This is a genomic window from Pseudoxanthomonas jiangsuensis (assembly GCF_010093185.1).
Taxonomy (GTDB): Bacteria; Pseudomonadota; Gammaproteobacteria; order Xanthomonadales; family Xanthomonadaceae; genus Pseudoxanthomonas; species Pseudoxanthomonas jiangsuensis.
Genome location: NZ_PDWL01000007.1, coordinates 103,347 through 128,432 on the forward strand (window position 1 = coordinate 103,347; position 25,086 = coordinate 128,432).

Sequence of the window (25,086 nt, forward strand, 5' to 3'; positions counted from 1 at the left end):
ACGGATCATTGGCGCCGGGTTTCACGCAGGCGCTTCCGGCATGGCGGTCGCCGGCAAGACCGGCTCCTACAGGGTTGCGGCCCGCTCAGGCGTCGAACAGCTTGCCGGGGTTGAGGATCCCGTTCGGGTCGAACACCCGCTTGACCCCCTTCATCAGCGCGATCTCCGCCTCGCTGCGGGTGCTGTCCAGGTACGGCTTCTTGACCAGGCCGATGCCGTGCTCGGCCGAGATGCTGCCGCCATTGGCCTTCAAGGCCTGCGCCAGCAGCTTGGTCACCTGCTCGCACTGGGACACGAAATCGGCGTCGGAGGTCTCGTCCGGCTTGAGCACGTTGATGTGCAGGTTGCCGTCGCCGATGTGGCCGAACCAGACCACGTCGAACTGCGGGTAGGCCTGTCCCAGCAAGGCCTGGGTCTCGGACAGGAACGCCGGCATCGCCGAGATCCGCACCGACACGTCGTTCTTGTACGGCTTGTACCGTGCCACCGCCTCGGTGATGCCCTCGCGCAGGCGCCAGATCTGCTGCGCCTGGGCCTCGGACTGGCTGATCACGCCATCGGCGACCCAGCCCTGCTCCATGCAGTGCTCGAACGCGGCCATCGCCGCCGCCTCGGTGGCCTCGTCGTCGCTGGCGAACTCGGTCACCACGTAGTACGGGTATTCCTCCTCCAGCGGCTTCTGCGCACCGTGGGCGAGGACGTGGCGCAGGGCGCGGTCGGTGAAGAACTCGAACGCCTCCAGCCGCAGGCGGCCGCGGAATTCGGCGAACACCTGCATCAGCACCTCGAACGAGGGCAAGGCCAGCAGCATGACGTTGGTCGGCGGCGGCGGGTCGGTCAGGCGCAGGATCGCCTCGACCACGATGCCGAGGGTGCCTTCCGAGCCGACCAGCAGCTGGCGGAAGTCGTAGCCGCTGGAGTTCTTGACCAGGGCGCGGTTGAGCTGCAGCAGTTCGCCGCCGCCGGTGACCACGGTCAGCCCGGCGATCCACTCGCGGGTGTTGCCGTAGCGGATCACCCGGATGCCGCCGGCATTGGTGGCGATGTTGCCGCCGATCGAACACGAGCCGCGGGCGCCGAAGTCCACCGGATACACCAGCCCGTGCTCGCGCGCGGCGTTGTGCACCGCTTCCAGGACCATGCCGGCCTGCACCGTCATCGTGCGGTCGACCGGATCGAAGTCCAGGACCTTGTTCATCCGCTCCAGGCTCAGCACCAGTTCGCCGTGGGCGGCCACCGCGCCGCCGGACAGGCCGGTGCGGCCGCCGGAGGGCACCACCGCCACGCCGTGGCGGTTGGCCCAGCGCACGACCGCCTGCACCTCCTCGACCGTGGCCGGCAGGGCGATGGCCAGCGGCGCCGGGGTCCAGCGGCGGGTCCAGTCGCGGCCGTAGTGCTCCAGGTCGGCGGCGTCGGTCTTCAGGCGCAGGTCGGGCGCCGACTGCAGCAGGTCGGCGAGGCGGGAATCGGTCATGGGGGCCAGGCGGAAAGCGCGCGTGCGGGAGCGCGCAAGCGTGCCAGCGAAGCCGCGGTGCGTCCAGCGGGCCGGAGGTCCCGTCGTCGCTGCAGCGGATCGATCGCAGGCCCCGTTTCAGGGGCAACTTTCCGCATGCGCGGTTTGCCGCGAAACGCCGCACACGGTGTTCCGCGCGAAGGGCGAAAACACCATGCCGCAGTGCGGAAAACGGGTACCGCTTCTGGCATAGTTGGCGGCTCCCGCCACACCTGCCCGGAAGCGCCGCGAATGTCGCCCAAGAAGACCTCGTTCCCGAAATCCGACATCCGCGTCCTGCTGCTGGAAGGCGTCAGCCAGACCGCGGTGGAGACCTTCCGCGCCGCCGGCTACAGCCAGATCGAGTTCCACGAGAAGTCCCTGCCGGAGGACGAGCTGAAGGCGCGGATCGCCGAGGCCCACATCGTCGGCATCCGCTCGCGCAGCCACCTCACCGCCGAGGTGCTGGCCGAGGCCAAGCGCCTGATCGCGATCGGCTGCTTCTGCATCGGCACCAACCAGGTCGACCTGGAAGCGGCCGAGCTGGCCGGCATCCCGGTGTTCAACGCGCCCTATTCCAACACCCGCTCGGTGGCCGAGCTGGTGGTGGCGCAGGCGGTTTTGCTGATGCGCGGCATCCCCGAGAAGAACGCCCAGTGCCACCGCGGCGGCTGGTCCAAGTCGGCCGCCGGCAGCCACGAGGTGCGCGGCAAGACCCTGGGCATCATCGGTTACGGCCACATCGGCACCCAGGTCGGCGTGCTGGCCGAGGCGATGGGCATGAACGTGGTCTTCCACGACATCGAGACCAAGCTCTCGCTGGGCAACGCGCGCCCGGCGCAGGGCCTGGACGACCTGCTGGCGCGCGCCGACGTGGTCACCCTGCACGTGCCCGAGACCGCGTCCACGAAGAACATGTTCGGCGCCGCCCAGATCGCGGCGATGAAGCGCGGCGCGCACCTGATCAACGCCTCGCGCGGCACCGTGGTCGACATCGATGCGCTGGCCGCGGCACTGGAGTCGGGCCACGTCGGCGGCGCGGCGGTGGACGTGTTCCCGGTCGAGCCCAAGGGCAACGCCGATCCCTTCGTCTCGCCGCTGACGAAGTTCGACAACGTGATCCTGACCCCGCACATCGGCGGCTCCACCCTGGAGGCGCAGGAGAACATCGGGGTGGAGGTGGCGGCCAAGCTGGTGCGCTACAGCGACAACGGCAGTACCCTGTCCTCGGTGAACTTCCCCGAGGTCACCCTGCCCGGGCACGAGGACAGCCTGCGCCTGCTGCACATCCACCGCAACGTGCCGGGCGTGCTGTCGAAAATCAACGAGATCTTCAGCCGCCACGCGCTCAACATCGACGGCCAGTTCCTGCGCACCGACCCCAAGGTCGGCTACGTGGTGATCGACGTGGCCGCCGACGAGGCCCAGGCCGCGGTGCTGCGCGAGGAACTGGCGGCGATCCCGGGGACTTTGCGCACCCGCGTGCTGTACTGAGCCGCCCGCCGCGGCGCGGCCCGCACGGGGCCGCAGCCGCCGGCAGGCGCGGAAAACCGAAATCAGCTTCAGGCCGGACCCCACTGATCGCGGCGCCCGCCTTCTGTAGCTTGCCCGTCCGATGCGGCGCCCAGTCCCGGGCCCACGGACAGGAAGGCGGAAGGATGGACGACGCATGGAACCGGCGCTGATCCTGGCGATGGGCATGTTCTCGCTGGGCATGTCCATCTCCCCCGGCCCGGCGAACATGGTGATCGTGGCCTCCGGCGCCAACCACGGCTTCCGGCGGACCCTGCCGTTCGTCTCCGGGGCCACCGTCGGCTTCACCCTGCTGCTGGCCTTCGTCGGCTTCTGGCTGTTCAAGGCGATCGGCGGCCACCCGGCGTTCTTCCGCGCGCTGGGCATCGCCGGCGCGCTGTTCGTCGCCTGGGTCGGCTGGAAGATCGCCGCGGCGCGGCCGGAACTGGCGGTGGAGAAGGCGGGCGTGCCCAGCTTCATGCAGGGCTTCGCCCTGCAGTGGCTCAACCCCAAGGCGTGGATCGCCTGCGCCTCGGGCGCGGCGCTGTTCTCCGACCCGCGCACGCACGCCCCCCTGGCCGTGTTCGTGGCGATCTACGCGGTCGTCTGCTACCTGTCGCTGGCGGCCTGGGCGGTGCTCGGCGACCGGGTGGCGGTCCTGCTCGATAGCCCGCGGCGCATCCGCGCCTTCAACCTGGCCATGGGCGGGATGCTGGTCGCCACCGCCGGCTACATGCTCTGGCTGCAGCTGTTCAGCGCTCCGGCGACGGCGGGTTGAAGGCGTCGTACAGGGCGTTGACCAGGGCGTAGGCGGCGCTGCTGGCGGAGACGTTGGCCGGCCACACCGCGTGGACCTGCAGCGGCTCCAGGGTCCATTCCGGCAGCACCGCGACCACTTCGCCGCGGCGGATGCCCTCCCCGCTCAGGTAATCCGGCGGCGCCGCCAGGCCGACGCCGCAGGCGGCCAGCCGCCAGGCGGCCTCCACGTTGTCCACCCGCACCCGCGGCACATACCGGATCTCGACCGTCTCGCCGCTGCGCGCATGCCGGAACCGGCGCGTGTCCGGGCGCATGGCCAGGCCGATCCACGGCAGCCCTTCCAGCTCGGACGGGTGCGCGACCGGCGCATATCCGGCCAGCAGCGACGGCGCCGCGAGCACCCGCCGCGGCAGCAGGCACAGGTGGCGGGCTTTGAGCCCGCTGTCGGGCAGTTCGCCGATGCGGAAGGCCAGGTCGATGCCCTCGGCGACGATGTCCTCCAGGTAGCGGATGTCCTCGATCATCGCCGCTCCGAGCCGGAGGCGACCGGCGCCACCTGGCCCAGGGCCGGCGAGCGCGCCAGCCACTTGCCGGCCATCCGCCGCATCGATTCGTCGCCGGCCGGGTCGGCGGCGATGGCCGCGACCTCGCGCCAGGCCAGCGCGTGCGACTCCTCGCTGACCACGAAGCGCTCGTCCGCGCCGGCCCGGACCACGTAGCGCACGTCGTAGTGCCAGTGGCCCGGCACCTGCCCGCGTTCCGGGATCCAGTGCCGGTCCAGGTCGAAGATCGCGCCGTCCTCCAGGGACAGCCCCGCCACCCCGGTCTCCTCCTCGGCCTCCCGCAAAGCCACCCGGGCCAGGTCGGCGTCGCCGTCGGCATGGCCGCCCGGCTGCAGCCAGCGGTCCAGCTTGCGGTGGTGGGTCAGCAGGGTGCGCCGGCCGTCGGCGCCGACCACCCAGGCCGAGCCGGTGAAGTGCCCGGCCAGGCGCTCGCGCACGAATGGGTCCAGCGGGTCGGCCAGCAGCTCGAGAAAGGCCTCGGCGAGCGCGCGCTCCTGCGGCCAGCGCACGGCGTAGGCGGCCAGGGCGGCGGCCAGCGCCGGGGATCGTTCAACTGCGCGCATCGGCGGCGGTCCAGGCGGTCGGATCGGGGCGGCGGATTATCGCCTGCCGCCGCCCGCGCAGGCAGGTCCCAGGCCCGCCCCCATGATCGACGTTGCAAGCGCAACTTGTGATCCCCGTGCCCGTTTGGCAAGGTACGGCGCTTATGCGGTTGCCAGGGGGCGGCCGTCCTGAACAACAACAGGCACATCGGACGGCCACGCACGGGGAACCACGCATGTCCAAAGGTCTATTCATCGTCAAGCCGGTCGAACCGGCCGGCCACGTCGACGCCGGCGAGCCGGTCGAGGGCAGCCTCCAGGGCGAGGCCACGCTCAAGCGCACCCTGACCGCGCGGCACCTGATCCTGCTGGGCATCGGCGCGGTGATCGGCGCCGGCATCTTCGTCCTCACCGGCCAGGCCGCGGCCAACCACGCCGGCCCGGCGATCATGCTCAGCTTCGTCCTGGCCGGCTTCGCCTGCGCCCTGGCCGGGCTGTGCTACGCCGAGTTCTCGGCGATGATGCCGGTCTCCGGCAGCGCCTATTCCTATTCCTACGCCACCCTGGGCGAGTTCACCGCCTGGTTCATCGGCTGGTGTCTGATCCTGGAGTACCTGTTCGCGTCCTCGACCGTGGCGGTCGGCTGGTCCGGCTACCTGGTCAGCTTCGTGACCACCACCCTGCACCTGCCCTTCCCGGCCGAGTTGGCCTCGGCGCCGATCACCTGGACCGACGGCCAGTTCGTGCGCACCGGCAACCTGTTCAACCTGCCGGCGGTGGTGATCGTGGCCGCGATCAGCGGGCTGTGCTACGTCGGCATCACCCAGTCGGCCTTCGTCAACGCGATCGTGGTGGCGATCAAGGTCGCGGTGATCGCCGCGTTCCTGGGCGTCGGCGTGATGTACGTCGATCCCGCCAACTGGACCCCGTTCATCCCGCAGAACACCGGCCCGGGCCAGTTCGGCATGGACGGCGTGTTCCGTGCGGCGACCATCGTGTTCTTCGCCTACATCGGCTTCGACGCGGTCTCCACCGCCGCCGGCGAGGCCAAGAACCCGCAGCGCGACATGCCGATCGGCATCCTCGGTTCGCTGGCGGTGTGCACCATCATCTACATCGCCGTGTGCGCGGTGCTGACCGGCATGACCCACTACTCTTTGCTGGGCACCTCCAAGCCGGTGGCCACCGCGCTGGAGGAGGTGATGAAGGCCGACCCGGGCGCCAGCCTGGGCTGGCTCAAGACCGCGGTGGAGATCGGCGCCATCGCCGGCCTGTCCTCGGTGATCCTGGTGATGCTGATGGCGCAGCCGCGGATCTTCTACTCGATGTCGCGCGACGGCCTGCTGCCGGCCCTGTTCGGCAAGGTCCACCCGAAGTTCCAGACCCCGTACGTGGGCACGATCATCGTCGGCGCGGCGGCCTGCCTGCTGGCCGGGCTGATGCCGCTGAGCGTGCTCGGCGAGCTGGTCTCGATGGGCACCCTGATCGCCTTCGCCACCGTCTGCCTGGGCGTGCTGGTGCTGCGCTACACCCGCCCGGACCTGCCGCGCCCGTTCCGGGTGCCGGCCGCGGTGCTGATCTGCCCGCTGGGCTTCCTGGCCTGCCTGTTCCTGTTCTTCCAGTCCTTCGTCGAGCACTGGCACCTGTTCGTCGGCTGGACGGTGGTCGGCATGCTGATCTACTTCGGCTACGGCTACGGCCACAGCAAGCTCAGGCGCCGGGCCGCCTGACCCTCCCGGGCCGGCGGGCACCCCGCCGGCCCTTCCGTTTGCACTCCCGACCTCCCAGCAGGAACCGCAGATGCTGCGACAGCTTCTGGCCACCAAGCACCCCACCGCCGCCAACCGCGACGCCACCGACCTGGGCCTGCACCGCACCCTCGGCCCCTGGGGCCTGACCGCGCTGGGCATCGGCGCGGTGATCGGCGGCGGCATCTTCGTCATCACCGGGCAAGCGGCCGCCCACCACGCCGGCCCGGCGATCATGCTCAGCTTCGTCCTGGCGGCGATCTGCTGCACCTTCTGCGCCCTGGCCTACGCCGAGTTCGCCTCGATGGTGCCGGTGTCGGGCAGCGCCTACACCTACACCTACGCCACCCTGGGCGAGCTGGCGGCCTGGTTCATCGGATGGATGCTGGTGCTCGAATACGGCGTGTCGGCCTCGGCGGTGGCGGTCAGCTGGACCGGCTACCTGCTCAGCCTGCTGGAGCACTTCGACATCTACCTGCCCGCGGCCCTGGTCAGCGCGCCGCTGGACGCGCAGCTGCGCCCGACCGGGGCGATCGCCAACCTGCCGGCGGCCGGCATCGTGCTGGCCCTCACCGCCGTGTGCTACGTCGGCATCCGCAAGTCGGCGTCGATGAACATGGCCATGGTCGTGCTCAAGACCGGGCTGATCGTGCTGGTGATCTTCGCCGGCTGGAAGTACGTGGAACCGGCCAACTGGCAGCCATTCATCCCGGCCAACGAAGGCCCGGGCAAGTTCGGCTGGGACGGCGTGCTGCGCGGCGCGGCGATGGTGTTCTTCGCCTACATCGGCTTCGAGGCGGTGTCGGTGGCGGCGCAGGAATCGCACCGGCCGCAGCGCGACCTGCCGATCGGCATGCTGCTGTCGCTGGCGATCTGCACCGTGCTGTACATCGCCATGGCCGCGGTGATGACCGGGCTGGTGCCCTACACCGCGCTGGGCACCGCCGAGCCGGTGGTGACCGCGGTGGCCGCGCACCCGCAGCTGGGCTGGCTGCGGGTGGTGGTGGAAATCGGCGCGCTGATCGGCCTGTCCTCTGTGGTGCTGGTGATGATCATCGGCCAGCCGCGGATCTTCATGATCATGGGCCGCGACGGCCTGCTGCCGCCGGTGTTCACCCGGATCCACCCCGAGTACCGCACCCCGCACATCAACACCGTGATCACCGGCCTCGGCATCGCCCTGCTGGCGGCGCTGTTCCCGCTGGACATCCTCGGCGAGCTGACCTCGATGGGCACCCTGGTGGCCTTCGCCTCGGTCTGCATCGGCGTGCTTGTCCTGCGCCGGACCCAGCCGGAGCTGCCGCGCCCGTTCCGGATCCCCGGCGCCTGGCTGGTCTGCAGCCTGGGCGTGCTCAGCTGCGCGGCTTTGCTGTCGGCGATGACCGCGCACAACTGGATGCTGATGGGGGTGTGGACCGCCGCCGGCTTCCTGGTCTACGCCGGCTACGGCTACCGCCACAGCCGCCTCCGCGGGTAAGGCGCAGCCCGCTGGCGGGCTGCCCCCCAGGTCTTGCTTCGCAAGACCTGGGCCCCCGCTTCGGCCTCGCCTATCCCCGCGGCTTCGCCGCGCCCCTTTAACATAGGGGGCTCTCCTCCAGACCGTTGACCGCCGGCGGTGCCTCGCCCGCCGCGCGGCGAAAGTCCTAGAATGTGGCGATGAACCAGACCACCGTCCCCTACAGCAGTGACCGCCTGCGCGAGCTGGCGCAGCTGCTGATCGGCAACGTCCGCGAGCTGGCCCAGGCCGGCTGGACTCCGGCCACCAGCAGCAACTTCTCCCACCGCCTGGACGACCGCCACGCCGCGATCACCGTCTCCGGGCGTGACAAGGGCCGGCTGGTCGAGGACGACATCATGGTGGTGGACCTCGACGGCCAGGCGGTCGGCCGGCCGTTGCGGCCCTCGGCCGAGACCCTGTTGCACACACAGCTGTACCGGCGCTTCCCGGAGATCGGCTGCGTCCTGCACACCCACTCCCCGGCGCAGACCGTGGCCTCGCGCCTGTACGCGCCGCAGGGCCACGTGCGCCTGGAAGGCTACGAGCTGCTCAAGGCCTTCCACGGCAACCAGACCCACGAGATGGCGGTGGACGTGCCGGTGTTCGCCAACACCCAGGACATGACCGTGCTGGCCGCCCAGGTCGAGGCCGCGCTCGACCGCGAGCTGGCCGCGGGCCGGCCGCTGTGGGCCTACCTGATCGACGGCCACGGCCTGTACGCCTGGGGACGGGACATGGCCGAGGCCCGCCGCCACCTGGAGGCGTTCGAGTTCCTGCTCGGCTGCGAACTGGAACTGCGCCGGCTCGGCGCCCGCTGACCGCTCATTCCCGCGCCGCGCGCACCGTTGCGCCGGCGTTATCAGAGCCGTCGCCGCCTGCTGGTAATCTTGGCGGCCTACGCGGCGCATCCCCGCGCCATCGCACAGGTGAGACCCCATGAGCCGACTGCGCATCTTCGACGAAAACGACCCGGGCCAGCCCCTGTTCGCCAGCACCGACGCGGCCGCCGTCGCCGCCGAGCTGGAGAAGATCGGGGTGACCTTCGAGCGCTGGCAGGCCAGCAAGCCGATCGAGCCGGGCGCCACGCCCGAGCAGGTCATCGAGGCCTATCGCGCCGACATCGACCGCCTGGTCGCCGAGCGCGGCTTCAAGACCGTGGACGTGGTCAGCATTGCCCCTGACAACCCCAACCGCGCCGAGATGCGCAGGAAGTTCCTGGACGAGCACTTCCACAAGGAGGACGAGGTCCGCTTCTTCGTCGCCGGCTCGGGCCTGTTCACCCTGCACGTGGACGGCAAGGTCTACGAGATCGAGTGCGTCAAGGACGACCTGATCGCGGTCCCCGACGGCACGAAGCACTGGTTCGACATGGGCGAGGAGCCCAGCTTCGTCGCCATCCGCTTCTTCACCGAGCCGGACGGCTGGGTCGGCCACTTCACCGGCACCGACATCGCGCAGAAGTTTCCTCGCTACGAACCCAAGGCCGCCTGAGCGCCGCCTGGACCTTCTGCGCCGCCCCTTCCCACGCCCCTCGTCCGCGAGGGGCGCTTCGTTTCCCGGACGCCCGCATGACCCGCGCCATCCTCACCGACATCGAAGGCACCACCAGCAGCATCTCGTTCGTGCGCGACGTGCTCTTCCCGTACGCGCGCCGCGCCCTGCCCGGCTTCGTCCGCGAACACGGGCACGAGCCGCAGGTGCGGCAGTGGCTGGACCAGGTCGCGGTCGAGGCCGGCGGCCTGTGCCAGGACGAGATGATCGTCGAGACCCTGCAGGGCTGGATCGACCAGGACCGCAAGCACACCGCGCTCAAGGCGCTGCAGGGTCTGGTCTGGGAAGACGGCTACCGCAATGCCGACTTCACCGCACCGATCTATCCGGACGCGGCCCAGACCCTGCAGCGCTGGCATGCGCTCGGACTGCCGCTGTACGTGTATTCGTCCGGCTCGGTGCCGGCGCAGAAGCTGTTCTTCGGCCACAGCGACGCCGGCGACCTGACCGGACTGTTCTCCGGCTGGTTCGACACCGAAACCGGCGGCAAGCGCGAGGCCGCCAGCTACGAGCGCATCGCCGCGGCCATCGGCCTGAAGCCGCACGACCTGCTGTTCCTGTCCGACGTAGTCGAGGAACTGGACGCGGCCCGCGAGGCGGGCATGCGCACCGTGCTGGTGGACCGTCGCGAGGACTACCCGCAACCGCGCCAGGGCGACGCCGCCCACGGCCACACCCGGGTCGCCAGCTTCCTGGACATCGAGCTGCCGCTGTAGGCGGCATGCCGACTTGAGAATGCTTCGCGTTCGAACACCGTTTTCCGCGGCTGGCTAGACTGCGCCCCACGTAACCGCCCGCCACCAAGCGAGCCAGTCACGCGATCCGCGCCAGCCAGCCTGCGCAAGCCAGCCCGGACTCCACGACGCCCCGCATGGGGCGTTTTGTTTTTCAGCGAAGTGTCACTCGCCGGCATCCTCCAGGCGGTAGCCGATGCTCGCCCTCGCCTCGCCCTGCCAGCGGTCGAAGGCGCGGACCTCGACCGCGTGCTCGCCCGCCTCCAGCCCGGTCGGCAGGGCGCCGCGCCACAGGTGGGTCGAAGGCACGGCCTCGGGCGAACGGTCGTAGCCGCGCAGGGCCGGCGCCAGGTCGTCGGCGGCATTCTCCAGCAGCAGCCGCGGATCGGCGCGCTCGACCCGCCGCATCGGCTGCCACTCCCCCCCGTCGACCCGGTACTCGACCCGAGTGTCGGCCTCGCCCATGAACACGTTGGCGTACACGCCCCAGGCCGGATAGGCGCCGCGGCGCAGCACCTTCGGCGCGTGCAGGGCCATGGCCGCGGTGAACGCCGGATCGTCCACGGGCGGGCGCGCCGGGCGCCAGGCCAGGGCGTAGCTGCCGTCCCCGTGCACCGTGAGCAGGGCGCTGCCGTTGGGCGTGCCGTCGCTCATGGTCGCATCGGGAATCCCCTGCGCATCCGCCGCGCCCGACCAGAACGCACCGCAGGCCGCGCCCACGTTGTATTCGTGCAGCGGCTGCGCGCCCTGCCAGCCGTCGACGGCGCCGTGCCGGTAATGCCGCTGGTTGTGGCTGTGGCCGCTGAGCAGCAGCAACCGCGGGCGGTCGCGCAAGAGGGCGAACAGGCGCGCGCGGTCGGCGGCGCGGAAGGTCGGACGGCCGCCGGTGTCGAACAGCGGGATGTGCATGCCCAGCACCAGCAGGCGCTCGCGCGGCAGCTGCCGCAGGTAGTTCTCCAGGAACAGGAACTGGTCCTCGCGCAGCCCGCCGACGTAGCCCGGCGCCTGTCCCGGCTGCACCACCACGTCGTCCAGGAACACGAACGCGGCCGCGCCCTGCTCCAGCGCGTAGGTGTCCGGGCCGTAGCTCGCCTTCCAGGTGCGCAGGGAATCGCCATCGCCGGCCGCGTCCGGATCCAGGTCGTGGTTGCCCGGCACATGGAACCAGGGCACGCCCAGCTGGGCGGTGATCTCGTTGAGCCGCGGGTACAGGCCGACCTCGTCGTCGACCAGGTCGCCCAGGGTCACCCCCAGCGCCGCCCGCGGCCGGCCGAGCGGTTCGACGATGTCGCGCCGGTAGTAGTCGATGTCGCGCGCGTCCTTGACCTGGGTATCGGCGAACAGCAGCACTTCAAACGCGGAAGGTGCCCTGCCGCGCCCGTCCGCCTGCAGACCGAAATCGGCGTGGACCCGCCCGTCGCCTTCCGCCTCGATCCGACGCCAGAACGCCGGCAGGCCGTCGGCGCCGGCGACGAAGCGGTATCCGGCCGGCTTGACCACGAAGACCGCATCGCCGGGCACCGCCGCGATCCGGTAGCGCCCCTGCGCATCGGTGCGGACCAGATCGCGGCCGTTGGACACCGCCACGCCCGCCAGGCCGGCCTCGCCCGTGCCACGGCCGGGACGCCCGTCGCGTTCGAGATGGACGCTGCCGGCGACTTCGACTTCGGCCCCACCGCCTGCCGCCGGCGATGCGGCCGCAGGCACGGCGAGGGCGGCGAACGAGCCGATGCAGGCCAGCAGGAACGACCACGGCAAGGTTCTGGACATGCGCATGCACCGGCGGAGATCCGGCGATTCTAGGCCCTCCGGAAAAATTTCCGCCGGAATCCTTGCCCAGGACCGCGCCGATCCAGTATGATTCGCGCCCTTGTCGGGGTGTAGCTCAGGCTGGTAGAGCGCTACGTTCGGGACGTAGAGGTCGCAGGTTCGAATCCTGTCTCCCCGACCATTGATCCATCGCGGTACGCAGACCGGCCTCGCGCCGGTTTTTGCTTTCAGGGCTTCCCTTCGTTCGCCCCGGATGCGCGCCCGCCCCGCCGCAGGCCACCCACCGTGCACGCTTCCCCTACCGCCAACGACGCCAGGCTCCCGGGCCGGGCGCTGGTGCTGGCCGGCATCCTGCTGGCCGCCGTCAACCTGCGCACCGCGGTCACCTCGCTGACGCCTTTGCTGGACGTGCTCGGCCGCGAGTTCGGTTTCGGCCCCACCCTGGCCGGGCTGCTGGGCATGGTCCCCACCGCCGCCTTCGCCGTGGCCGGCGTGGGCACGCCGCGGCTGGCCCATCGCCTGGGCCTCGAGCGCACCGCGGTGCTGGCGATGGCGCTGGCCGCCACCGGCCTGCTGTGGCGCTCGCTGAGCGGCGGCACCGGCGGCCTGCTGGCCGCCTCGGCGGTGGCGCTGGCCGGCATGGGCATCGGCAACGTGATCCTGCCGCCGCTGGTGAAGCGCTACTTCCCGGACCGGATCGGCACGGTCAGCTCGCTGTACATCACCGTGCTGCAGGTCGGCACCATCCTGCCGGCGTTGCTGGCGGTGCCGCTGGCCGACGCCGCCGGCTGGCGGGTGTCGATGGGCGCGTGGACCCTGCTGGCGCTGGCCGCCCTGCTGCCCTGGCTGGGCGTGCTGCGGATCGAGCGCCGCGGCGGCAACGCGCTGGCGCAGCTGCACGACCGCGCGGTGGCGCCGGGCGACGAGGCGCCCGAGCTGGCGGCGCCGCCGGCCCGCGGCCGGGTCTGGACCACCGGCCTGGGCTGGGGCATGGCGGTGATGTTCGGCATGACCTCGCTGGTCACCTACGCCATGTTCACCTGGCTGCCCAAGCTGATGGTGGAAGCCGGCGCCAGCCCCGCCTTCGGCGGCACGATGCTGGCGCTGTTCTCGGCGCTGGGCCTGGTCGGCGCGCTGGCGATGCCCTCGCTGGCCGCGCGCATGCGCAATCCCCTGCCGATCGCCTTGCTCTGCGCGGCCTGCCACCTGTCGGCGTTCGCCGGCCTTTTGTGGGCGCCGATGGCCGCGCCCTGGCTGTGGGTCGCGCTGCTGGGCATGGGCCCGAGCACGTTCCCGCTGGCCCTGACCCTGGTCAATCTGCGCACCCGCACCCCCGCCGGCTCGGCCGCGCTGTCGGGCTTCGCCCAGGGCGTGGGCTACGCGCTCAGCTGCCTGGGGCCTTTGCTGTTCGGCTGGCTGCATGAGCGCAGCCACGGCTGGGGCCTGCCGTTCGCATTCCTGGCGGCGTGCGTGGGGCTGATGGTGGCCGGCGCCTGGCTGGCCTGCCGGCCGGGATTCCTCGAGGAACGCTGGTAGCCTTCAGAGCAGGTCGGGGTGCCGCACCTGGCCCTCGCCGCGGACCACGAAGCGCTCCACCGTCAGCGCGTCCAGGCCCATCGGGCCATAGGAATGCAGGCGGGTGGTGGAGATCCCGATCTCCGCGCCCAGGCCCAGCTCGCCGCCGTCGGAGAAGCGCGAGGAGGCGTTGACCATCACCACCGCCGAGCGCAGGGCGTGGACGAAGCGCGCGGCATGCGCCGGGTCGCTGGTCGCGATCACCTCGGTATGGTCGGAGGTGTAACGCTGGACGTGGGCGATGGCCTGCTCCAGGTCGTCGACCACGGCCACGGCCAGGATCAGGTCCAGGTATTCGGCGGCGTAGTCCTCTTCCGTCGCCGGCGCCATGTCGGCCACGATCGCGCGGCTGCGCGCGTCGCCGCGCAGTTCCACCCCGCGCGCGCGCAGCGCCTGGGCGGCCTTCGGCAGGAACTGCGCGGCCACCTCGGCGTGCACGAGCAGGGTCTCCAGCGAATTGCAGGCCGCCGGCCGCGAGATCTTGCCGTCGATCAGCAGGTCCAGCGCCAGGTCCAGGTCGGCCGGCGCGTCCACGTACTGGTGGCACACGCCCTTGTAGTGCTTGATCACCGGCACCCGCGCGTGCTCGGCCACGAACCGGATCAGGCCCTCGCCGCCGCGCGGGATCGCCAGGTCGACGATCTCGTTGAGCTGGACCAGCTCCAGAATCGTCTCCCGGCGCAGGTCCTCGACCAGGGTCACCACCGCCTCGGGCAGGCCTGCCTCGCGCAAGGCGCGCTTGAGCGAGGCGGCGATCGCGGTGTTGGAATGGATCGCCTCCGAGCCGCCGCGCAGGATCACCGCGTTGCCAGCCTTCAGGCACAGCGCGGCGGCGTCGGCGGTCACGTTCGGGCGGGCCTCGTAGACCATCGCGATCACCCCCAGCGGCACCCGCACGCGCTCGACGTGGATGCCGTTGGGGCGGTCGTAGGCGCGGGTGACCTGGCCGACCGGATCGGGCAGGTCGGCGACCTCGCGCAGGGCGTCGGCCACCCCGCGCAGGCGCTTGGGATCCAGGCGCAGGCGGTCGAGCATCGCGCTGCCCGTGCCCTTGGCCGCGGCGGCCTCGATGTCGCGCGCGTTGGCGGCCAGGATCGCTTCGGCGTCGTCCTCCAGCGCCTGGGCCATCGCCCGCAGCAAGGCGTCCTTGGCGGCGGTGGGCAGCTGGGCGATGGCCAGAGCGGCCTCGCGCGCCTGCAGTGCCTGGGTCCTGATGTCGCTTGCGGCCATGCGGTTTTCCTCTTGGCCCGGTGCGGGCCGGGGTTGGATCACAACAGCACCAGGTCGTCGCGGTGGATGACGTTGCCGCCGTAGTTGTAGCCCAGGACGGACTCGATGTCGCGCGAGTGGCGGCGCGCCAGCCGGCGCACGTCCACCGCCGAGTACTGGCTGATGCCGCGGGCGATCCGGCGCTCGCCGTCGGCTTCGCGCAGCACCACCTCGACCATGTCGCCGCGGCGGAAGTCGCCCTCGGCGCCGAGCACGCCGCCCGGCAGCAGCGAGGCGCCCTTGTCCGCCAGCGCCGCGGCGGCGCCGGCATCGACCACGATCGCGCCCGGTTCCACCGGCGCGTGCCGCAGCCAGTACTTGCGGGCGGCAATGCGGGTGCTGGCGGCGCGGATCCGGGTGCCTTCCAGGCGGTCGTGGGCCAGGTCGCGCAGGACGTCGGCGCGGCGGCCGTTGAACAGCACGGTGTCGATCCCGGCGGCGCCGGCCTTGGCCGCGGCCTCCAGCTTGGTGCGCATGCCGCCGGTGCCCACCGCGCTGCCCTGGCCGCCGGCCATGGCGAACACCGCCGGGGTCAGCTCGGCGACCTCGGCGATCCGCTTCGCGTCCGGGTGGGTGCGCGGGTTGGCCTCGTACAGGCCGTCGATGTCGGTGGCGATGAACAGCACGTCGGCGTCGATCAGGGCGGCGACGATCGCGGCGAGGTTGTCGTTGTCGCCGAGCTTGAGCTCGTCCACCGAGACGGTGTCGTTCTCGTTGACCACCGGCAAAGCGCCCAGGGCCAGCAGCTCGTTGAGGGTGGCGCGGGCGTTGAGGTAGCGGCGGCGGTTGCGCAGGTCGTCGTGGGTCAGCAGGACCTGCGCGACCGGGCGCTCGAAGAAGCGCTGCCACAACCCGATCAGCTGCGCCTGTCCGAGCGCGGCCAGGGCCTGGCGCGCGGCCATCGCGGCGCCGGCCTCCTCGGCCTTGGGCAGGATCGCGCGGCCGGCCGCGACCGCGCCGGAAGACACGATCACCACCTCGCGCCCGGCCGCAAGCGCCGAGGACACGAACTGGGCCAGGCCCAGGGCGAAGCGCGGCGACAGCCCGCCGCCGTCGGCCGCCAGCAGGCTGCTGCCGACCTTGAGCACCGCCCGGCGCCAGGCCGGCAGCACCACCGTCCGCGTATCCGCCGCGCTCATGCCTGCCGGGTCCTCATCGTGCGTTCCATTCGTGGACCGTGAGGTCCGAGCTGGCGGTGAGCGCCAGCGGATCGGTGGCCACCAGCGCCTGCGCCTCGGCCAGGCTGGCGATGCCGTGCAGCACGTAGGCGCCACCGCTGCGATCGCTGAAGCCGCCGGTCAGCACCAGCAGGCCGCGGGCGCGCAGCTCGTCGAGCCAGGCCAGGTGCGGGGCGATGGCGGCTTCGTCGAAACCGGGTTTGCGGATGGCGAGGACGAGGTAGTGCGGCATGGATTTCATCCCAAGGCATTCCAACGCGCCTGCAACGCCTCCAGGCGCAGGTCGGCCGCCGATCCCGGCGACACCCGCGCGGCCAGGCTGCCTTCCGGCGTCCTGCCCTGCCCGGCCGTGTCGGCGCTGGCCGCGGCGGCCTTGTAGGCCTCGCGGAACGGGACGCCGGCCACCGCGGCCTCGACCGCGACGTCGGTGGCGTACATGCCCGAGTCGATCGCCGCGCGCAGCTTTTCCTCGCGCCACTCCAGGTTGGCCAGCAGGGCCGGCAGCAGTTCCAATGCCGCCAGGCCGCGGCCGAAGCCGTGGAAGATCGCGCCCTTGGACGCCTGCAGGTCGCGGTGGTAGCCGGATGGCAGCGACAGCAGCTGCTCGATCTCGGTGCGCGCTGCCGCCACGCTGGCGTGCGTGGCGCGCATCAGCTCGATCACGTCGGGATTGCGCTTGTTGGGCATGATCGAGCTGCCGGTGGTGTACTGCGCCGGCAACGCGACGAAGCCGAACTCGGCGCTGGTGAACAGCGACAGGTCCCAGGCGATCCGGCGCAGGTCCAGGGTGGCGCTGCCCAGTGCCTCCAGCGCGGCCAGCTCGAACTTGCCGCGCGAGAGCTGGGCGTAGATCGGCGAGACCTGCATCCGGGCGAAGTCCAGCGCGGCGGTGGTGTGCTCGCGGTCCAGCTTGAGGTTCACGCCGTAGCCGGCGGCGGTGCCCAGCGGGTTGGCGTCCACCAGCTTCAGCGTGTCGGCAGCGCGCACCGCGTCGTCGATGAAGGCCTCGGCCCAGCCGGCCCACCACATCCCCGCCGAGGAAACCACGGCGCGCTGGATGTGGGTGTAGCCGGGCACCGGCAGGCCCCGCTCGGCCGCGGCGCGGTCCAGCGCGACCCGGGCGACCTCGCGCGAGAGCGCCGCCACGCGCGCCAGCTTCTCCTTCAGCCACAGCCTCGTGGCGACCAGGATCTGGTCGTTGCGGCTGCGACCGGTGTGGATCTTGCGGCCGGCATCGCCCAGGCGCTGGGTCAGCCGCGCCTCGATCGCCGAGTGGCCGTCCTCGTAGCCTTCGTCCAGGACGAAGGCGCCGGAGCGGAAGTCGTCGGCCAGGATGTCCAGCTCGCGCGACAGGCCGTCCAGTTCGCCCTGGCTGAGGATGCCGATCCTCTGCAGGCCCTGCGCGTGCGCCTTGCTGGCGGCGATGTCGTACAGGAAGAACTCGCGGTCCAGGATCACGTCGTCGCCGGCGAGGAAGCGCTGGATCTGCGCGTCCACCGCCACGCCAGGCTTTTGCCACAACAGGTCAGCCATTGGTCTGGTTCTCCTCGACCGGGATGCCGGCCAGCTCGGGCAGGCCAAGCGCGATGTTGATGTTCTGCAGGGCCTGGGTGGCCGCGCCCTTGAGCAGGTTGTCGACGGTGGCCACCACCACCACGCGCTTGCCGCCCGGGGCCACGGTGAAGCCGCCGATCTCGACCCCGTGGCGGCCGGCGATACGGCTCACCCACGGCGCCTGCTCGACCACGTCCACCAGCGGCTCGCCGGCGTAGCGCTGCTCGTAGCGGGCGCGGATCCAGTCGGCCTTCAGCGGCTCGTTCAGCCACAGGTTGGCGGTCAGGGTGATGCCGCGGAAATGCGGAGCCACGTGCGGCATGAACTCCACCGGCACCTGCAGCTGGGCCGAGACCTCGCGCTCGTGCATGTGGTCGGCGAGCGCGTACGGCATCAGGTTGTCGCGCAGCAGCTCGACGTTGTTCTTGTCCGAGGGCGTGGTCCCGGCGCCGGAATAGCCGGACACGCCGAAGCACTGCGGCGGCCCGGCCAGGTATTCGAGCAGGGGCCAGATCGCCAGCTGCATGGCGGTGGCGTAGCAGCCGGGATTGCTGATCCGCTTCTGGCCGGCGTAGCGGCCGCGGGTGATCTCCGGCAGGCCGTAGTACCAGCCCGGGTCGAAGCGGTAGTCGGCCGACAGGTCCACGATCAACGTGCCGGGCCGGGCCGCGTCGATCGCCTCGACATACGGCGCGGCCTTGCCGTTGGGCAGGGCCAGCACTACCACGTCGGCGCCGGCGGCGGCCACCGCCGCCGGGTCGAGGCTGGCGTAGCGCAGCTCGCCGGCGTAGGCGTCGCTGTGGTCGGCCACGCGCTGGCCGTCCAGCTCGCGCGAGGAGACGAAGGCCAGCTCCAGCTCCGGGTGGCCGGCGATCAGCCGGATCAGCTCGGCGCCGGTGTGTCCACGGGCACCGACGATACCGATGGTGTATTTCCTGCTCATGCGTTGGCTTCCAGGCGGAATTCCAGGTGCCGGCGCACCGCCGGCCATTCCGTGTCGATGATGGAGAACACGACGGTGTCGCGCAGCGACCCGTCGGCGTGGCGCTTGCAGTTGCGCAGCACCCCGTCCTGCTTCGCCCCCAGGCGCGCGATCGCCGCCCGCGAGGCATGGTTGAACCAGCTGGTCTCGAAGAACACGCTGGCGCAGCCCAGGGCCTCGAAGGCGTGGGCCAGCAGCATCCGCTTGCACTCGGTGTTGACCCCGGTGCGCTGCACCGCCGGCGCGTACCAGGTGTAGCCGATGCCCAGCCGCGGCACCTCGGGCTCGAGCCCGTAAAAGCGGGTGGTGCCCACGATCGCACCGGCCGCATCGCGGACCGCGAACGCCAGCACCCGGCCCTGCGCCTGCGCTTCCAGCACGCCGTCGACATAGGCCGCCACCTGCCCCGGCGCCGGCACGTTGGTGTACCAGAGCCGGTCCAGGCCGCTGCCTTCCACCACCGCACGCAGGCCGTCGGCATGCGCCGCCTGCAAGGGCTCGAGCGTGGCGTGGCGGCCGGCCAGGGTCGGCACCTGGCGCCAGGCTGCGGCGGAAGCGGCGCCCATCCTCAGCCGACCAAGGTGGGCTGGCGGGTGGCGCAGTGGGCCACGCAGCGCTCGATCCGGTCGAAACCGTCCAGTCCGTACCAGAACACCTTCCACTTCTCCTGCTTGATGCAGCCGTCGGACTCGGCGTAGTAGAAGATGTTGACCTGGTTGTGGTGGCGCGAGCGCCAGAACAGCTCCGGCGTCTCCTCGCGCATCACGTTCCACACCGCCCGGCCCAGACCTTCGCCCTGGGCGTCGTCGAGCACCGCGAACTTGTCCAGGTACACGCCCTCGGGGGTGTCGACCAGGATCACCGCGGCGCGGTAGTTCTCGCTGACGTAGGCGCGCAGCAGCGCGGTGCGCTGGAAATAGTCGGGCACCAGTTCGCGGCCGAAGCTGGACTCGATCAGGGTCTTCATCCGGCCCAGGTCCAGCGCGTCCCAGGAGGTGGCGCGCAGCACCTTCTCGCCGCGCCGGACCAGGGTGCCCGAGCCCTTGTGGGTGAACAATTCCTTGGCCAGGTCCGCCGGCCGGGTGATCGACACCGACGACTCCAGCGGCAGCTTGTCCAGCAGGTCCTTGATCTGCTCGATCTTGACCTTCATCCCGCCGTGGATCCACGGCTGCTCGATCAGATGCGCGTACTCGGTGGACAGGTTGATCGAGTCGATCACCTTGCCCTGCTCGTCGAGCAGGCCGCCGGTGCCGGTGAGGAAGATGATCTTGTAGGGCTGCAGCTCGCGGACCAGCTCGTTGGCGGCGAAGTCGGCGTTGATGTTGAGGATCTGGCCGCTGGCGGTCTCGCCCAGGCTGGTGATCACCGGGATCGAACCGGCCTTCAGGCTGGCCTCGATCGGCGCCAGGTTGACCTTGCGCACCTCGCCGACCAGGCCGTAGGTGGCCTGGTCCAGGTAGTCGGCCTCGAACACCCCGCCGGTGATCGAGGTGGCGCGCGCGCCGTTCTGCTGCAGGGCCTCGACCAGCTTGAGGTTGGAGGCCTGGAACACCCTGCGCACGATCGCCAGCGCCTCGGGCGTGGTCACCCGCAGGCCGTTGACGGTCCGCTTCTCGATCCCCGCCGCCGACAGTTCGGCGTCCAGCTGCGGCCCGGCGCCGTGCAGCACGATCGGAGTCAGGCCGACCTCCTGCAGGAACGACAGCGAGGAGGTCAGGTCCTCCAGCTCGTCGCGCAGCACCGCGCCGCCGACCTTGACCACGGCGAAGCGCTTGGCGTCCAGCTGCGAGAAGCGCTTGAGGTACTGGCTGATCTCCTTGGCGCTGGCCATGCTCGAGAGCAGGCGGACGATGGTCTGGCGGGTCTGCTGGTGGGCTTGCATGAGTTTCGTGTCTTGCGGAAGGGGATGGCGGCGCCGGCCGAAGCTCAGCGCAGGCCATTGATGATCGAATCGACCGAGGCCGCGTAGCGCCGCAGCTGGTCGAGGGTGACGAACTCGTCGGCGGTGTGGGCCTGGGCGATGTCGCCCGGACCGTAGACCAGGGCGGTGTAGCCGCCGGCCGAGAACAGGGAGGCCTCGGTCCAGAAGTCCACCGCGTTGCCGATCGGCAGGCCCAGGGCGTCGGCGACGTCGCGCGCGGCCAGGCGGCGCTCCTCGGCGCGGGCGACGTCTCCCGAAGGCAGGCTCGGTCCGCGGAAGGTCTCCTCGAAGTGCGCCGCGGCCGGCTCGGCGAAGCCGGCGAAGGTCGCCAGCAGCCCGTCGATGTCCATCGACGGCAAGGGCCGGAAGCCGAAGCGCAGCTCGGCGTCCGGGGCGATCATGTTGGCCTTGATCCCGCCTTCGATCCGGCCGATGTTGAAGCGCAGCCCGGTCAGCCCGCCGAAGCGCGCGTGCGCCAGCGACTGCACGTGGTCCAGGGCGCGGTCGCCCCAGCGCACGGCCTGGTGCAGGGCGCTGGCGGCGGCGTCCTGCTGGCCCGAGGCGTGCCCGGCGCGGCCCTTGAACCGCATCAGCACCGAGGAGATGCCGCGGTGGGCCAGCACCGCCTCGCCCATCGTCGGCTCGGCCACCAGCACCGCCTCGTAGGGCTGCGGCCCGCGGGCGAGGAAGGAAGCGATGCAGCGCGGATCGTTGGCCTCCTCGTCGGAGGAGAACAGGAACGCCGCGTCGCCGGCGCCGGCATTGGCCGCGGCGACCAGGGCCGCCGCCGCGCCCTTGATGTCGCACACGCCCAGGCCGACCACGCGGTCGTCCAGGCGGCGCATCACGTGCGGGTCGGCGCTCCAGTGCGGCGAGTCGGGGACCGTATCCAGGTGCACGTTGAACAGGTACTTCGGTCTGCCGCGCACCGCGTACAGGCTGACCGCACCGGCGCCGTGGTCGACCACCTGCACCTCGAAGCCGGGCAACTGCGCGCGCAGGTAGCCGAAGATGCCGCCCTCGGCGGCGATCGCGCGCGGCGGGTTGCGGGTGTCGAAGGACACCAGCCGTTCCAGGTGCGCGAGGGTGGATTGGAGCAGGTCGGTCATTGCCTCAGCCCGTCGTTCCCGCCCAGGCGGGAACCCAGTGACTTCGATGCGGTATCCGGTGCCGCGTGCGCAAGGCACTGGGCTCCCGCCTGCGCGGGAGCGACGGCCCCATGTGCCATTGCGGCCTTCACCGGTTGATCTCGGCCCACAGGGTGCTGCTCATGCCGAACAGCTTGATGAAGCCCTCGGCCTCCTCCACGCCCCAGTCAGCCGACTGGGCATAGGTGGCGCCCTTGGCGTTGAGGATGTGCGGCGAACGGATGGCGACCGCATCGACGCGGCCGCCGCGGGTCTCCAGCACCACCTCGCCATTGACCTGGGCCTGCGAGGAGGCCAGGAACGCCTCCAGGTCGGTCTTCAGCGGGTCGTGGTAGAAGCCCTCGTACACCAGTTCCACCCACTTGCGCGCCACCTCGGGCTTGAAGCGGTTCTGCTGCTTGCTCAGCACCGCCTCCTCCAGCGCGCGGTGCGCGGCCAGCAGGGCGGTCAGGCCCGGCGCTTCGTACACGATCCGGCCTTTCAGGCCGATCACGGTGTCGCCGGTGTACATGCCGCGGCCGACACCATATTGGGCGAACATGGTGTTGAGCCTGGCCAGGATCTTCGCGCCTTCCAGCGGCTTGCCGTCCAGCTCCACCGCCTCGCCCTGGACGAACTTCAGGGTCACCGTCAGCGGCTCGGCCGGCCAGGCCGCGCGCGGCGCGCACCAGCCGCGGGCGCCCTCGCCCGGGGCCTCCCACTTGTCGATCTCGCCGCCGGACATCGTCACGCCCAGCAGGTTCTCGTTGATGGTGTAGCTCTTCTGCTTGGCCCGCACCTCGAAGCCGCGCTCCTCCAGGTACTTCTGCTCGTAGGCGCGGGTCTGGGTGTGCTGCTTCTGGATCTCGCGGATCGGGGCGACGATCCGGTAGTCGCCCTGCGACTTCACCGCCAGGTCGAAGCGGACCTGGTCGTTGCCCATGCCGGTGCAGCCGTGGGCGATCGCATTGGTACCCAGTTCGGCCGCGCGCGCCAGCGAGGCGTCCACGATCAGGTAGCGGTCGGAGACCAGCAAGGGGTACTGGCCCTGGTAGCCCTCGCCGGCCTGCACGAACGGCTTGACGAAGCCGCTCCACAAGGCCGCGCCGCCGTCGACGGTGACGTGGCTGGCCACGCCCAGCTCGGCGGCGCGCTGCTCGATGTAGGCGCGCTCCTCGGCGTCCACGCCGCCGGTGTCGGCGAAGACCGTGTGCACGTTCCAGCCCTGCTCCTTCAGGTAGGGCACGCAGAAGCTGGTGTCCAGGCCGCCGGAGAAGGCCAGGACGATGTCGCGGGATTGGTTGGGGCTGCTCATGGGGTCGTTTCCGTGGGGATGCGGGTATTCGGGGGACGTTCTGTGGCCGGCGCGCTTCAGCGCACCAGCGCGGACATGACCGCCTTCTGCACGTGCAGGCGATTCTCGGCCTCGTCAATGGCAATACAGTTGGGCGAGTCCATCACCGCATCGGTGGCCTTGACGTTGCGGCGCAGGGGCAGGCAGTGCGAGAACACGCCGTTGTTGGTCAGCGCCATCTTGGCCTCGTCCACGATGAAGTGCTTGAAGCGGTCGCGGATCGGCTTCTCCGGCTCCCAGTTGCCGAAGTACGGCAGCGCGCCCCAGCTCTTGGCGTAGACCACGTCGGCGCCGCGGTAGGCCGACTCGATGTCGTGACTGACCCGGAACGAGCCGCCGCTCTCGGCGACGTTGTCGTTGGCCCAGCCGATGTAGCGCTCGTCGAGCACGTACTCGGGCGTCGGGCACAGCAGGGTCACGTCCATGCCCAGGCGAGTAGCAATCGTCAGCGCGGAGTTGGCCACCGCCGTGTTCAGCGGCTTGGGATGGTAGGTCCAGGTCAGCACGTACTTCTTGCCGCGCAGGTCGCTGGTGCGGAAGTGCTCCTGCAGGGCCAGGGCGTGGGCCAGTTCCTGGCAAGGATGGGTGATCGTCTCCATGTTGATCACCGGCACGGTCGAGTACTTGGCGAAGGCCTTGAGCACGTGGTCCTGGCGGTCGTAGCTCCAGTCCTTGAACTTGGGGAAAGCGCGCACGCCGATCAGGTCGACGTAGCGGGCCAGCACCCGCGCCACCTCGGCGATGTGCTCCTCGGTGTCGCCATCCATCACCGTGCCCAGGTCGAACTCGATCGGCCAGGCGTCCTTGCCCGGCTGCAGCACGATGGCGTGGCCGCCGAGCTGGAACGCACCCAGCTCGAAGCTGGTGCGGGTGCGCATGGACGGGTTGAAGAACACCAGCGCGATCGACCTGCCCTTGAGCTCGCTGCCCAGCTTGTTGCGCTTGAACAGCGCGGCCTGGGTCAGCAGGGCGTCCAGGTCCGGGCGGCTCCAGTCCTGGGTGTTGAGGAAGTGCTTGAGCGACATCGATCGTTCCTTGCGGTGGCACCGGCCCTGGCGGACTCGGGCGTGGTGGAGCGGAGACTACTCGGGTACTTCTGAAACTTTTTCCCGGGGCCGGAAACGAAAAAACCCAGCCTGGGGCTGGGTTTTCCGAACGGACAGCACGATGCTCCGGTCACCCAGCGGAAAGGTGGGGTTCCGGTCGACGCGCGCGCGAGGTCATCCCGGAGGCCATCCGGGCGGTGCTTGCGGCATGCGGCTGCAGGTCGGTGTTCATCGGTCGCGAATGGTCGCACGCGCTCCCGGGCCATGCAAGCCCGCGGGGAACCACGGAGGCGATGCGGGGAAGGCTCAGGGCGAGACGGGCGCCGCTTCGGCCACCATCGGGGTCACCGCGACCCGGATGCGCAGGCGGTTGCCCGGATCCTCGGCCAGGCGCGAGCGGTACTTGGTGCCCTTGTAGACGTAGTCCACGTCGTAGGCGATCGGGCGCTGGAACTGGCGGTCGACCTGGACCAACTGGCAGTTGGCGTTGCGTCGCGCCGGCGCCGCGGCCACGGGGGCCGGCTGCGGCGCTTCCTCTTCGCGCGCGAACAGGCCCTTGACCGAGTCCACCATGCGCGAGAACACGCCCGGCTGCTCCCGGTGCTCGTCCGGCACCGGCACCTGGATCACCGGGGTGGACTCGCAGCGCTCCTCGGTGCGAGTGGCGCGCAGGGTCTGGTAGACCGGCTCCACCTTGAGCACCTGGGCGTACTCGATCCGCACGTTCTCGGCCGGCACCACCCGGATCTGGCCCTCGGCCTGGGCGGACGTGCCGGACGGGGTCTGCGCCATGGCCGGCTGCCAGGCGCAGCAGGCCACCATGCCCAGCAGGGAGGATCGGAGCAGACGGAGCATCGGACCGGGAGATACGGCGGAGCCGACAGTGTAGGCAACGCGCCTTGCAGCCG

Annotated in this window: 23 protein-coding genes and 1 tRNA gene; 9 read left to right on the plus strand and 15 right to left on the minus strand. The window is 70.9% G+C overall.

What is annotated here, in order from left to right; genetic code table 11:
- Window positions 1–85 precede the first annotated feature (85 nt).
- Window positions 86–1,474 carry an FAD-binding oxidoreductase gene (locus tag CSC62_RS06445; protein ID WP_162405353.1) on the minus strand — a complete coding sequence of 463 codons (1,389 nt, stop codon included), beginning with the start codon at window positions 1,472–1,474 and terminating at the stop codon, window positions 86–88.
- 270 nt (window positions 1,475–1,744) lie between these two features.
- On the opposite strand from CSC62_RS06445, the gene serA reads away from it, so the two are divergent.
- Both serA and CSC62_RS06455 read left to right on the plus strand, forming a co-directional pair.
- A complete protein-coding gene (gene serA, locus CSC62_RS06450; RefSeq protein ID WP_162405354.1) occupies window positions 1,745–2,986 on the plus strand; it encodes a phosphoglycerate dehydrogenase in 1,242 nt (413 codons plus the stop codon).
- Window positions 2,987–3,161: 175 nt separating this feature from the next.
- Window positions 3,162–3,782, plus strand: coding sequence for a LysE family translocator (locus CSC62_RS06455; RefSeq protein WP_162405355.1), 621 nt, complete (start codon window positions 3,162–3,164; stop codon window positions 3,780–3,782).
- Here CSC62_RS06455 and CSC62_RS06460 read toward each other — a convergent pair.
- Complete coding sequence (locus tag CSC62_RS06460; protein ID WP_162405356.1) at window positions 3,757–4,287, minus strand: substrate binding domain-containing protein; 531 nt, start codon at window positions 4,285–4,287, stop codon at window positions 3,757–3,759. The two genes, CSC62_RS06455 and CSC62_RS06460, sit on opposite strands and share 26 nt — an antisense overlap.
- On the minus strand, window positions 4,284–4,889 hold the full coding sequence (locus CSC62_RS06465; protein WP_162405357.1) for an NUDIX hydrolase: 606 nt from the start codon (window positions 4,887–4,889) through the stop codon (window positions 4,284–4,286). Before CSC62_RS06465 ends, CSC62_RS06460 begins: the two co-directional genes overlap by 4 nt.
- A gap of 215 nt (window positions 4,890–5,104) precedes the next feature.
- Between CSC62_RS06465 and CSC62_RS06470 the strand changes: the two genes are divergently transcribed.
- From CSC62_RS06470 to mtnC, 5 genes are all read left to right on the plus strand, one after another.
- Window positions 5,105–6,598: an amino acid permease gene (locus tag CSC62_RS06470; RefSeq protein ID WP_162405358.1), complete on the plus strand. Its 1,494-nt coding sequence runs from the start codon at window positions 5,105–5,107 to the stop codon at window positions 6,596–6,598.
- A gap of 70 nt (window positions 6,599–6,668) precedes the next feature.
- Window positions 6,669–8,093 carry an amino acid permease gene (locus tag CSC62_RS06475; protein ID WP_162405359.1) on the plus strand — a complete coding sequence of 475 codons (1,425 nt, stop codon included), beginning with the start codon at window positions 6,669–6,671 and terminating at the stop codon, window positions 8,091–8,093.
- Window positions 8,094–8,272: 179 nt separating this feature from the next.
- Window positions 8,273–8,932: a methylthioribulose 1-phosphate dehydratase gene (locus CSC62_RS06480; RefSeq protein ID WP_162405360.1), complete on the plus strand. Its 660-nt coding sequence runs from the start codon at window positions 8,273–8,275 to the stop codon at window positions 8,930–8,932.
- 118 nt (window positions 8,933–9,050) lie between these two features.
- Window positions 9,051–9,605, plus strand: a complete 555-nt coding sequence (locus tag CSC62_RS06485; RefSeq protein ID WP_162405361.1) for a 1,2-dihydroxy-3-keto-5-methylthiopentene dioxygenase — start codon at window positions 9,051–9,053, stop codon at window positions 9,603–9,605.
- A gap of 77 nt (window positions 9,606–9,682) precedes the next feature.
- Window positions 9,683–10,381, plus strand: coding sequence for an acireductone synthase (gene mtnC, locus CSC62_RS06490; protein WP_162405362.1), 699 nt, complete (start codon window positions 9,683–9,685; stop codon window positions 10,379–10,381).
- A gap of 183 nt (window positions 10,382–10,564) precedes the next feature.
- Here the strand turns inward: mtnC and CSC62_RS06495 are convergent, their stop codons facing one another.
- Window positions 10,565–12,169, minus strand: a complete 1,605-nt coding sequence (locus tag CSC62_RS06495; protein WP_162405363.1) for a calcineurin-like phosphoesterase C-terminal domain-containing protein — start codon at window positions 12,167–12,169, stop codon at window positions 10,565–10,567.
- A 104-nt stretch (window positions 12,170–12,273) separates the two neighbouring features.
- On the opposite strand from CSC62_RS06495, the gene CSC62_RS06500 reads away from it, so the two are divergent.
- Window positions 12,274–12,350, plus strand: a tRNA-Pro gene (locus CSC62_RS06500).
- Between the two features lie 104 nt (window positions 12,351–12,454).
- Entirely contained in the window at window positions 12,455–13,705 is a 1,251-nt protein-coding gene (locus tag CSC62_RS06505) for a CynX/NimT family MFS transporter (protein WP_162405364.1), read from the plus strand.
- 3 nt (window positions 13,706–13,708) lie between these two features.
- Here the strand turns inward: CSC62_RS06505 and CSC62_RS06510 are convergent, their stop codons facing one another.
- From CSC62_RS06510 to CSC62_RS06560, 11 genes are all read right to left on the minus strand, one after another.
- Window positions 13,709–14,974, minus strand: a complete 1,266-nt coding sequence (locus CSC62_RS06510; protein WP_162405365.1) for a glutamate-5-semialdehyde dehydrogenase — start codon at window positions 14,972–14,974, stop codon at window positions 13,709–13,711.
- Between the two features lie 38 nt (window positions 14,975–15,012).
- Window positions 15,013–16,152: a glutamate 5-kinase gene (proB, locus tag CSC62_RS06515; RefSeq protein WP_162405366.1), complete on the minus strand. Its 1,140-nt coding sequence runs from the start codon at window positions 16,150–16,152 to the stop codon at window positions 15,013–15,015.
- Window positions 16,153–16,165: 13 nt separating this feature from the next.
- Window positions 16,166–16,423, minus strand: coding sequence for a YciI family protein (locus tag CSC62_RS06520; protein WP_162405367.1), 258 nt, complete (start codon window positions 16,421–16,423; stop codon window positions 16,166–16,168).
- Between the two features lie 5 nt (window positions 16,424–16,428).
- On the minus strand, window positions 16,429–17,724 hold the full coding sequence (gene argH, locus CSC62_RS06525) for an argininosuccinate lyase (protein ID WP_162405368.1): 1,296 nt from the start codon (window positions 17,722–17,724) through the stop codon (window positions 16,429–16,431).
- Window positions 17,717–18,688: an N-acetyl-gamma-glutamyl-phosphate reductase gene (gene argC / locus CSC62_RS06530; protein WP_162405369.1), complete on the minus strand. Its 972-nt coding sequence runs from the start codon at window positions 18,686–18,688 to the stop codon at window positions 17,717–17,719. Before argC ends, argH begins: the two co-directional genes overlap by 8 nt.
- The gene (locus tag CSC62_RS06535; RefSeq protein WP_162405370.1) at window positions 18,685–19,293 is read right to left on the minus strand and encodes a GNAT family N-acetyltransferase; all 609 of its coding nucleotides are present in this window, start codon (window positions 19,291–19,293) and stop codon (window positions 18,685–18,687) included. Before CSC62_RS06535 ends, argC begins: the two co-directional genes overlap by 4 nt.
- Window positions 19,294–19,295: 2 nt before the next feature.
- Complete coding sequence (locus CSC62_RS06540) at window positions 19,296–20,612, minus strand: acetylglutamate kinase (protein WP_162405371.1); 1,317 nt, start codon at window positions 20,610–20,612, stop codon at window positions 19,296–19,298.
- 44 nt (window positions 20,613–20,656) lie between these two features.
- Complete coding sequence (locus CSC62_RS06545; RefSeq protein WP_162405372.1) at window positions 20,657–21,760, minus strand: acetylornithine deacetylase; 1,104 nt, start codon at window positions 21,758–21,760, stop codon at window positions 20,657–20,659.
- A gap of 127 nt (window positions 21,761–21,887) precedes the next feature.
- Window positions 21,888–23,093, minus strand: coding sequence for an argininosuccinate synthase (locus CSC62_RS06550; RefSeq protein ID WP_162405373.1), 1,206 nt, complete (start codon window positions 23,091–23,093; stop codon window positions 21,888–21,890).
- A 56-nt stretch (window positions 23,094–23,149) separates the two neighbouring features.
- A complete protein-coding gene (locus CSC62_RS06555; RefSeq protein WP_162405374.1) occupies window positions 23,150–24,157 on the minus strand; it encodes an N-acetylornithine carbamoyltransferase in 1,008 nt (335 codons plus the stop codon).
- A 327-nt stretch (window positions 24,158–24,484) separates the two neighbouring features.
- The gene (locus tag CSC62_RS06560; protein WP_162405375.1) at window positions 24,485–25,033 is read right to left on the minus strand and encodes a glycine zipper 2TM domain-containing protein; all 549 of its coding nucleotides are present in this window, start codon (window positions 25,031–25,033) and stop codon (window positions 24,485–24,487) included.
- Window positions 25,034–25,086: the final 53 nt, after the last annotated feature.

Coding starts and splice junctions, on each gene's coding strand:
- CSC62_RS06465 (WP_162405357.1), bottom strand. CDS start 4,889: ATGCGCGCAGTTGAACGATCCCCGGCGCTGGCCGCCGCCCTGGCCGCC.
- CSC62_RS06520 (WP_162405367.1), bottom strand. CDS start 16,423: ATGCCGCACTACCTCGTCCTCGCCATCCGCAAACCCGGTTTCGACGAA.
- CSC62_RS06485 (WP_162405361.1), top strand. CDS start 9,051: ATGAGCCGACTGCGCATCTTCGACGAAAACGACCCGGGCCAGCCCCTG.
- CSC62_RS06560 (WP_162405375.1), bottom strand. CDS start 25,033: ATGCTCCGTCTGCTCCGATCCTCCCTGCTGGGCATGGTGGCCTGCTGC.
- CSC62_RS06495 (WP_162405363.1), bottom strand. CDS start 12,169: ATGTCCAGAACCTTGCCGTGGTCGTTCCTGCTGGCCTGCATCGGCTCG.
- CSC62_RS06510 (WP_162405365.1), bottom strand. CDS start 14,974: ATGGCCGCAAGCGACATCAGGACCCAGGCACTGCAGGCGCGCGAGGCC.
- CSC62_RS06540 (WP_162405371.1), bottom strand. CDS start 20,612: ATGCAAGCCCACCAGCAGACCCGCCAGACCATCGTCCGCCTGCTCTCG.
- CSC62_RS06455 (WP_162405355.1), top strand. CDS start 3,162: ATGGAACCGGCGCTGATCCTGGCGATGGGCATGTTCTCGCTGGGCATG.
- CSC62_RS06470 (WP_162405358.1), top strand. CDS start 5,105: ATGTCCAAAGGTCTATTCATCGTCAAGCCGGTCGAACCGGCCGGCCAC.
- serA (WP_162405354.1), top strand. CDS start 1,745: ATGTCGCCCAAGAAGACCTCGTTCCCGAAATCCGACATCCGCGTCCTG.
- CSC62_RS06555 (WP_162405374.1), bottom strand. CDS start 24,157: ATGTCGCTCAAGCACTTCCTCAACACCCAGGACTGGAGCCGCCCGGAC.
- CSC62_RS06460 (WP_162405356.1), bottom strand. CDS start 4,287: ATGATCGAGGACATCCGCTACCTGGAGGACATCGTCGCCGAGGGCATC.
- proB (WP_162405366.1), bottom strand. CDS start 16,152: ATGAGCGCGGCGGATACGCGGACGGTGGTGCTGCCGGCCTGGCGCCGG.
- argC (WP_162405369.1), bottom strand. CDS start 18,688: ATGAGCAGGAAATACACCATCGGTATCGTCGGTGCCCGTGGACACACC.
- CSC62_RS06475 (WP_162405359.1), top strand. CDS start 6,669: ATGCTGCGACAGCTTCTGGCCACCAAGCACCCCACCGCCGCCAACCGC.
- CSC62_RS06445 (WP_162405353.1), bottom strand. CDS start 1,474: ATGACCGATTCCCGCCTCGCCGACCTGCTGCAGTCGGCGCCCGACCTG.
- CSC62_RS06545 (WP_162405372.1), bottom strand. CDS start 21,760: ATGACCGACCTGCTCCAATCCACCCTCGCGCACCTGGAACGGCTGGTG.
- argH (WP_162405368.1), bottom strand. CDS start 17,724: ATGGCTGACCTGTTGTGGCAAAAGCCTGGCGTGGCGGTGGACGCGCAG.
- CSC62_RS06550 (WP_162405373.1), bottom strand. CDS start 23,093: ATGAGCAGCCCCAACCAATCCCGCGACATCGTCCTGGCCTTCTCCGGC.
- CSC62_RS06480 (WP_162405360.1), top strand. CDS start 8,273: ATGAACCAGACCACCGTCCCCTACAGCAGTGACCGCCTGCGCGAGCTG.
- CSC62_RS06535 (WP_162405370.1), bottom strand. CDS start 19,293: ATGGGCGCCGCTTCCGCCGCAGCCTGGCGCCAGGTGCCGACCCTGGCC.
- mtnC (WP_162405362.1), top strand. CDS start 9,683: ATGACCCGCGCCATCCTCACCGACATCGAAGGCACCACCAGCAGCATC.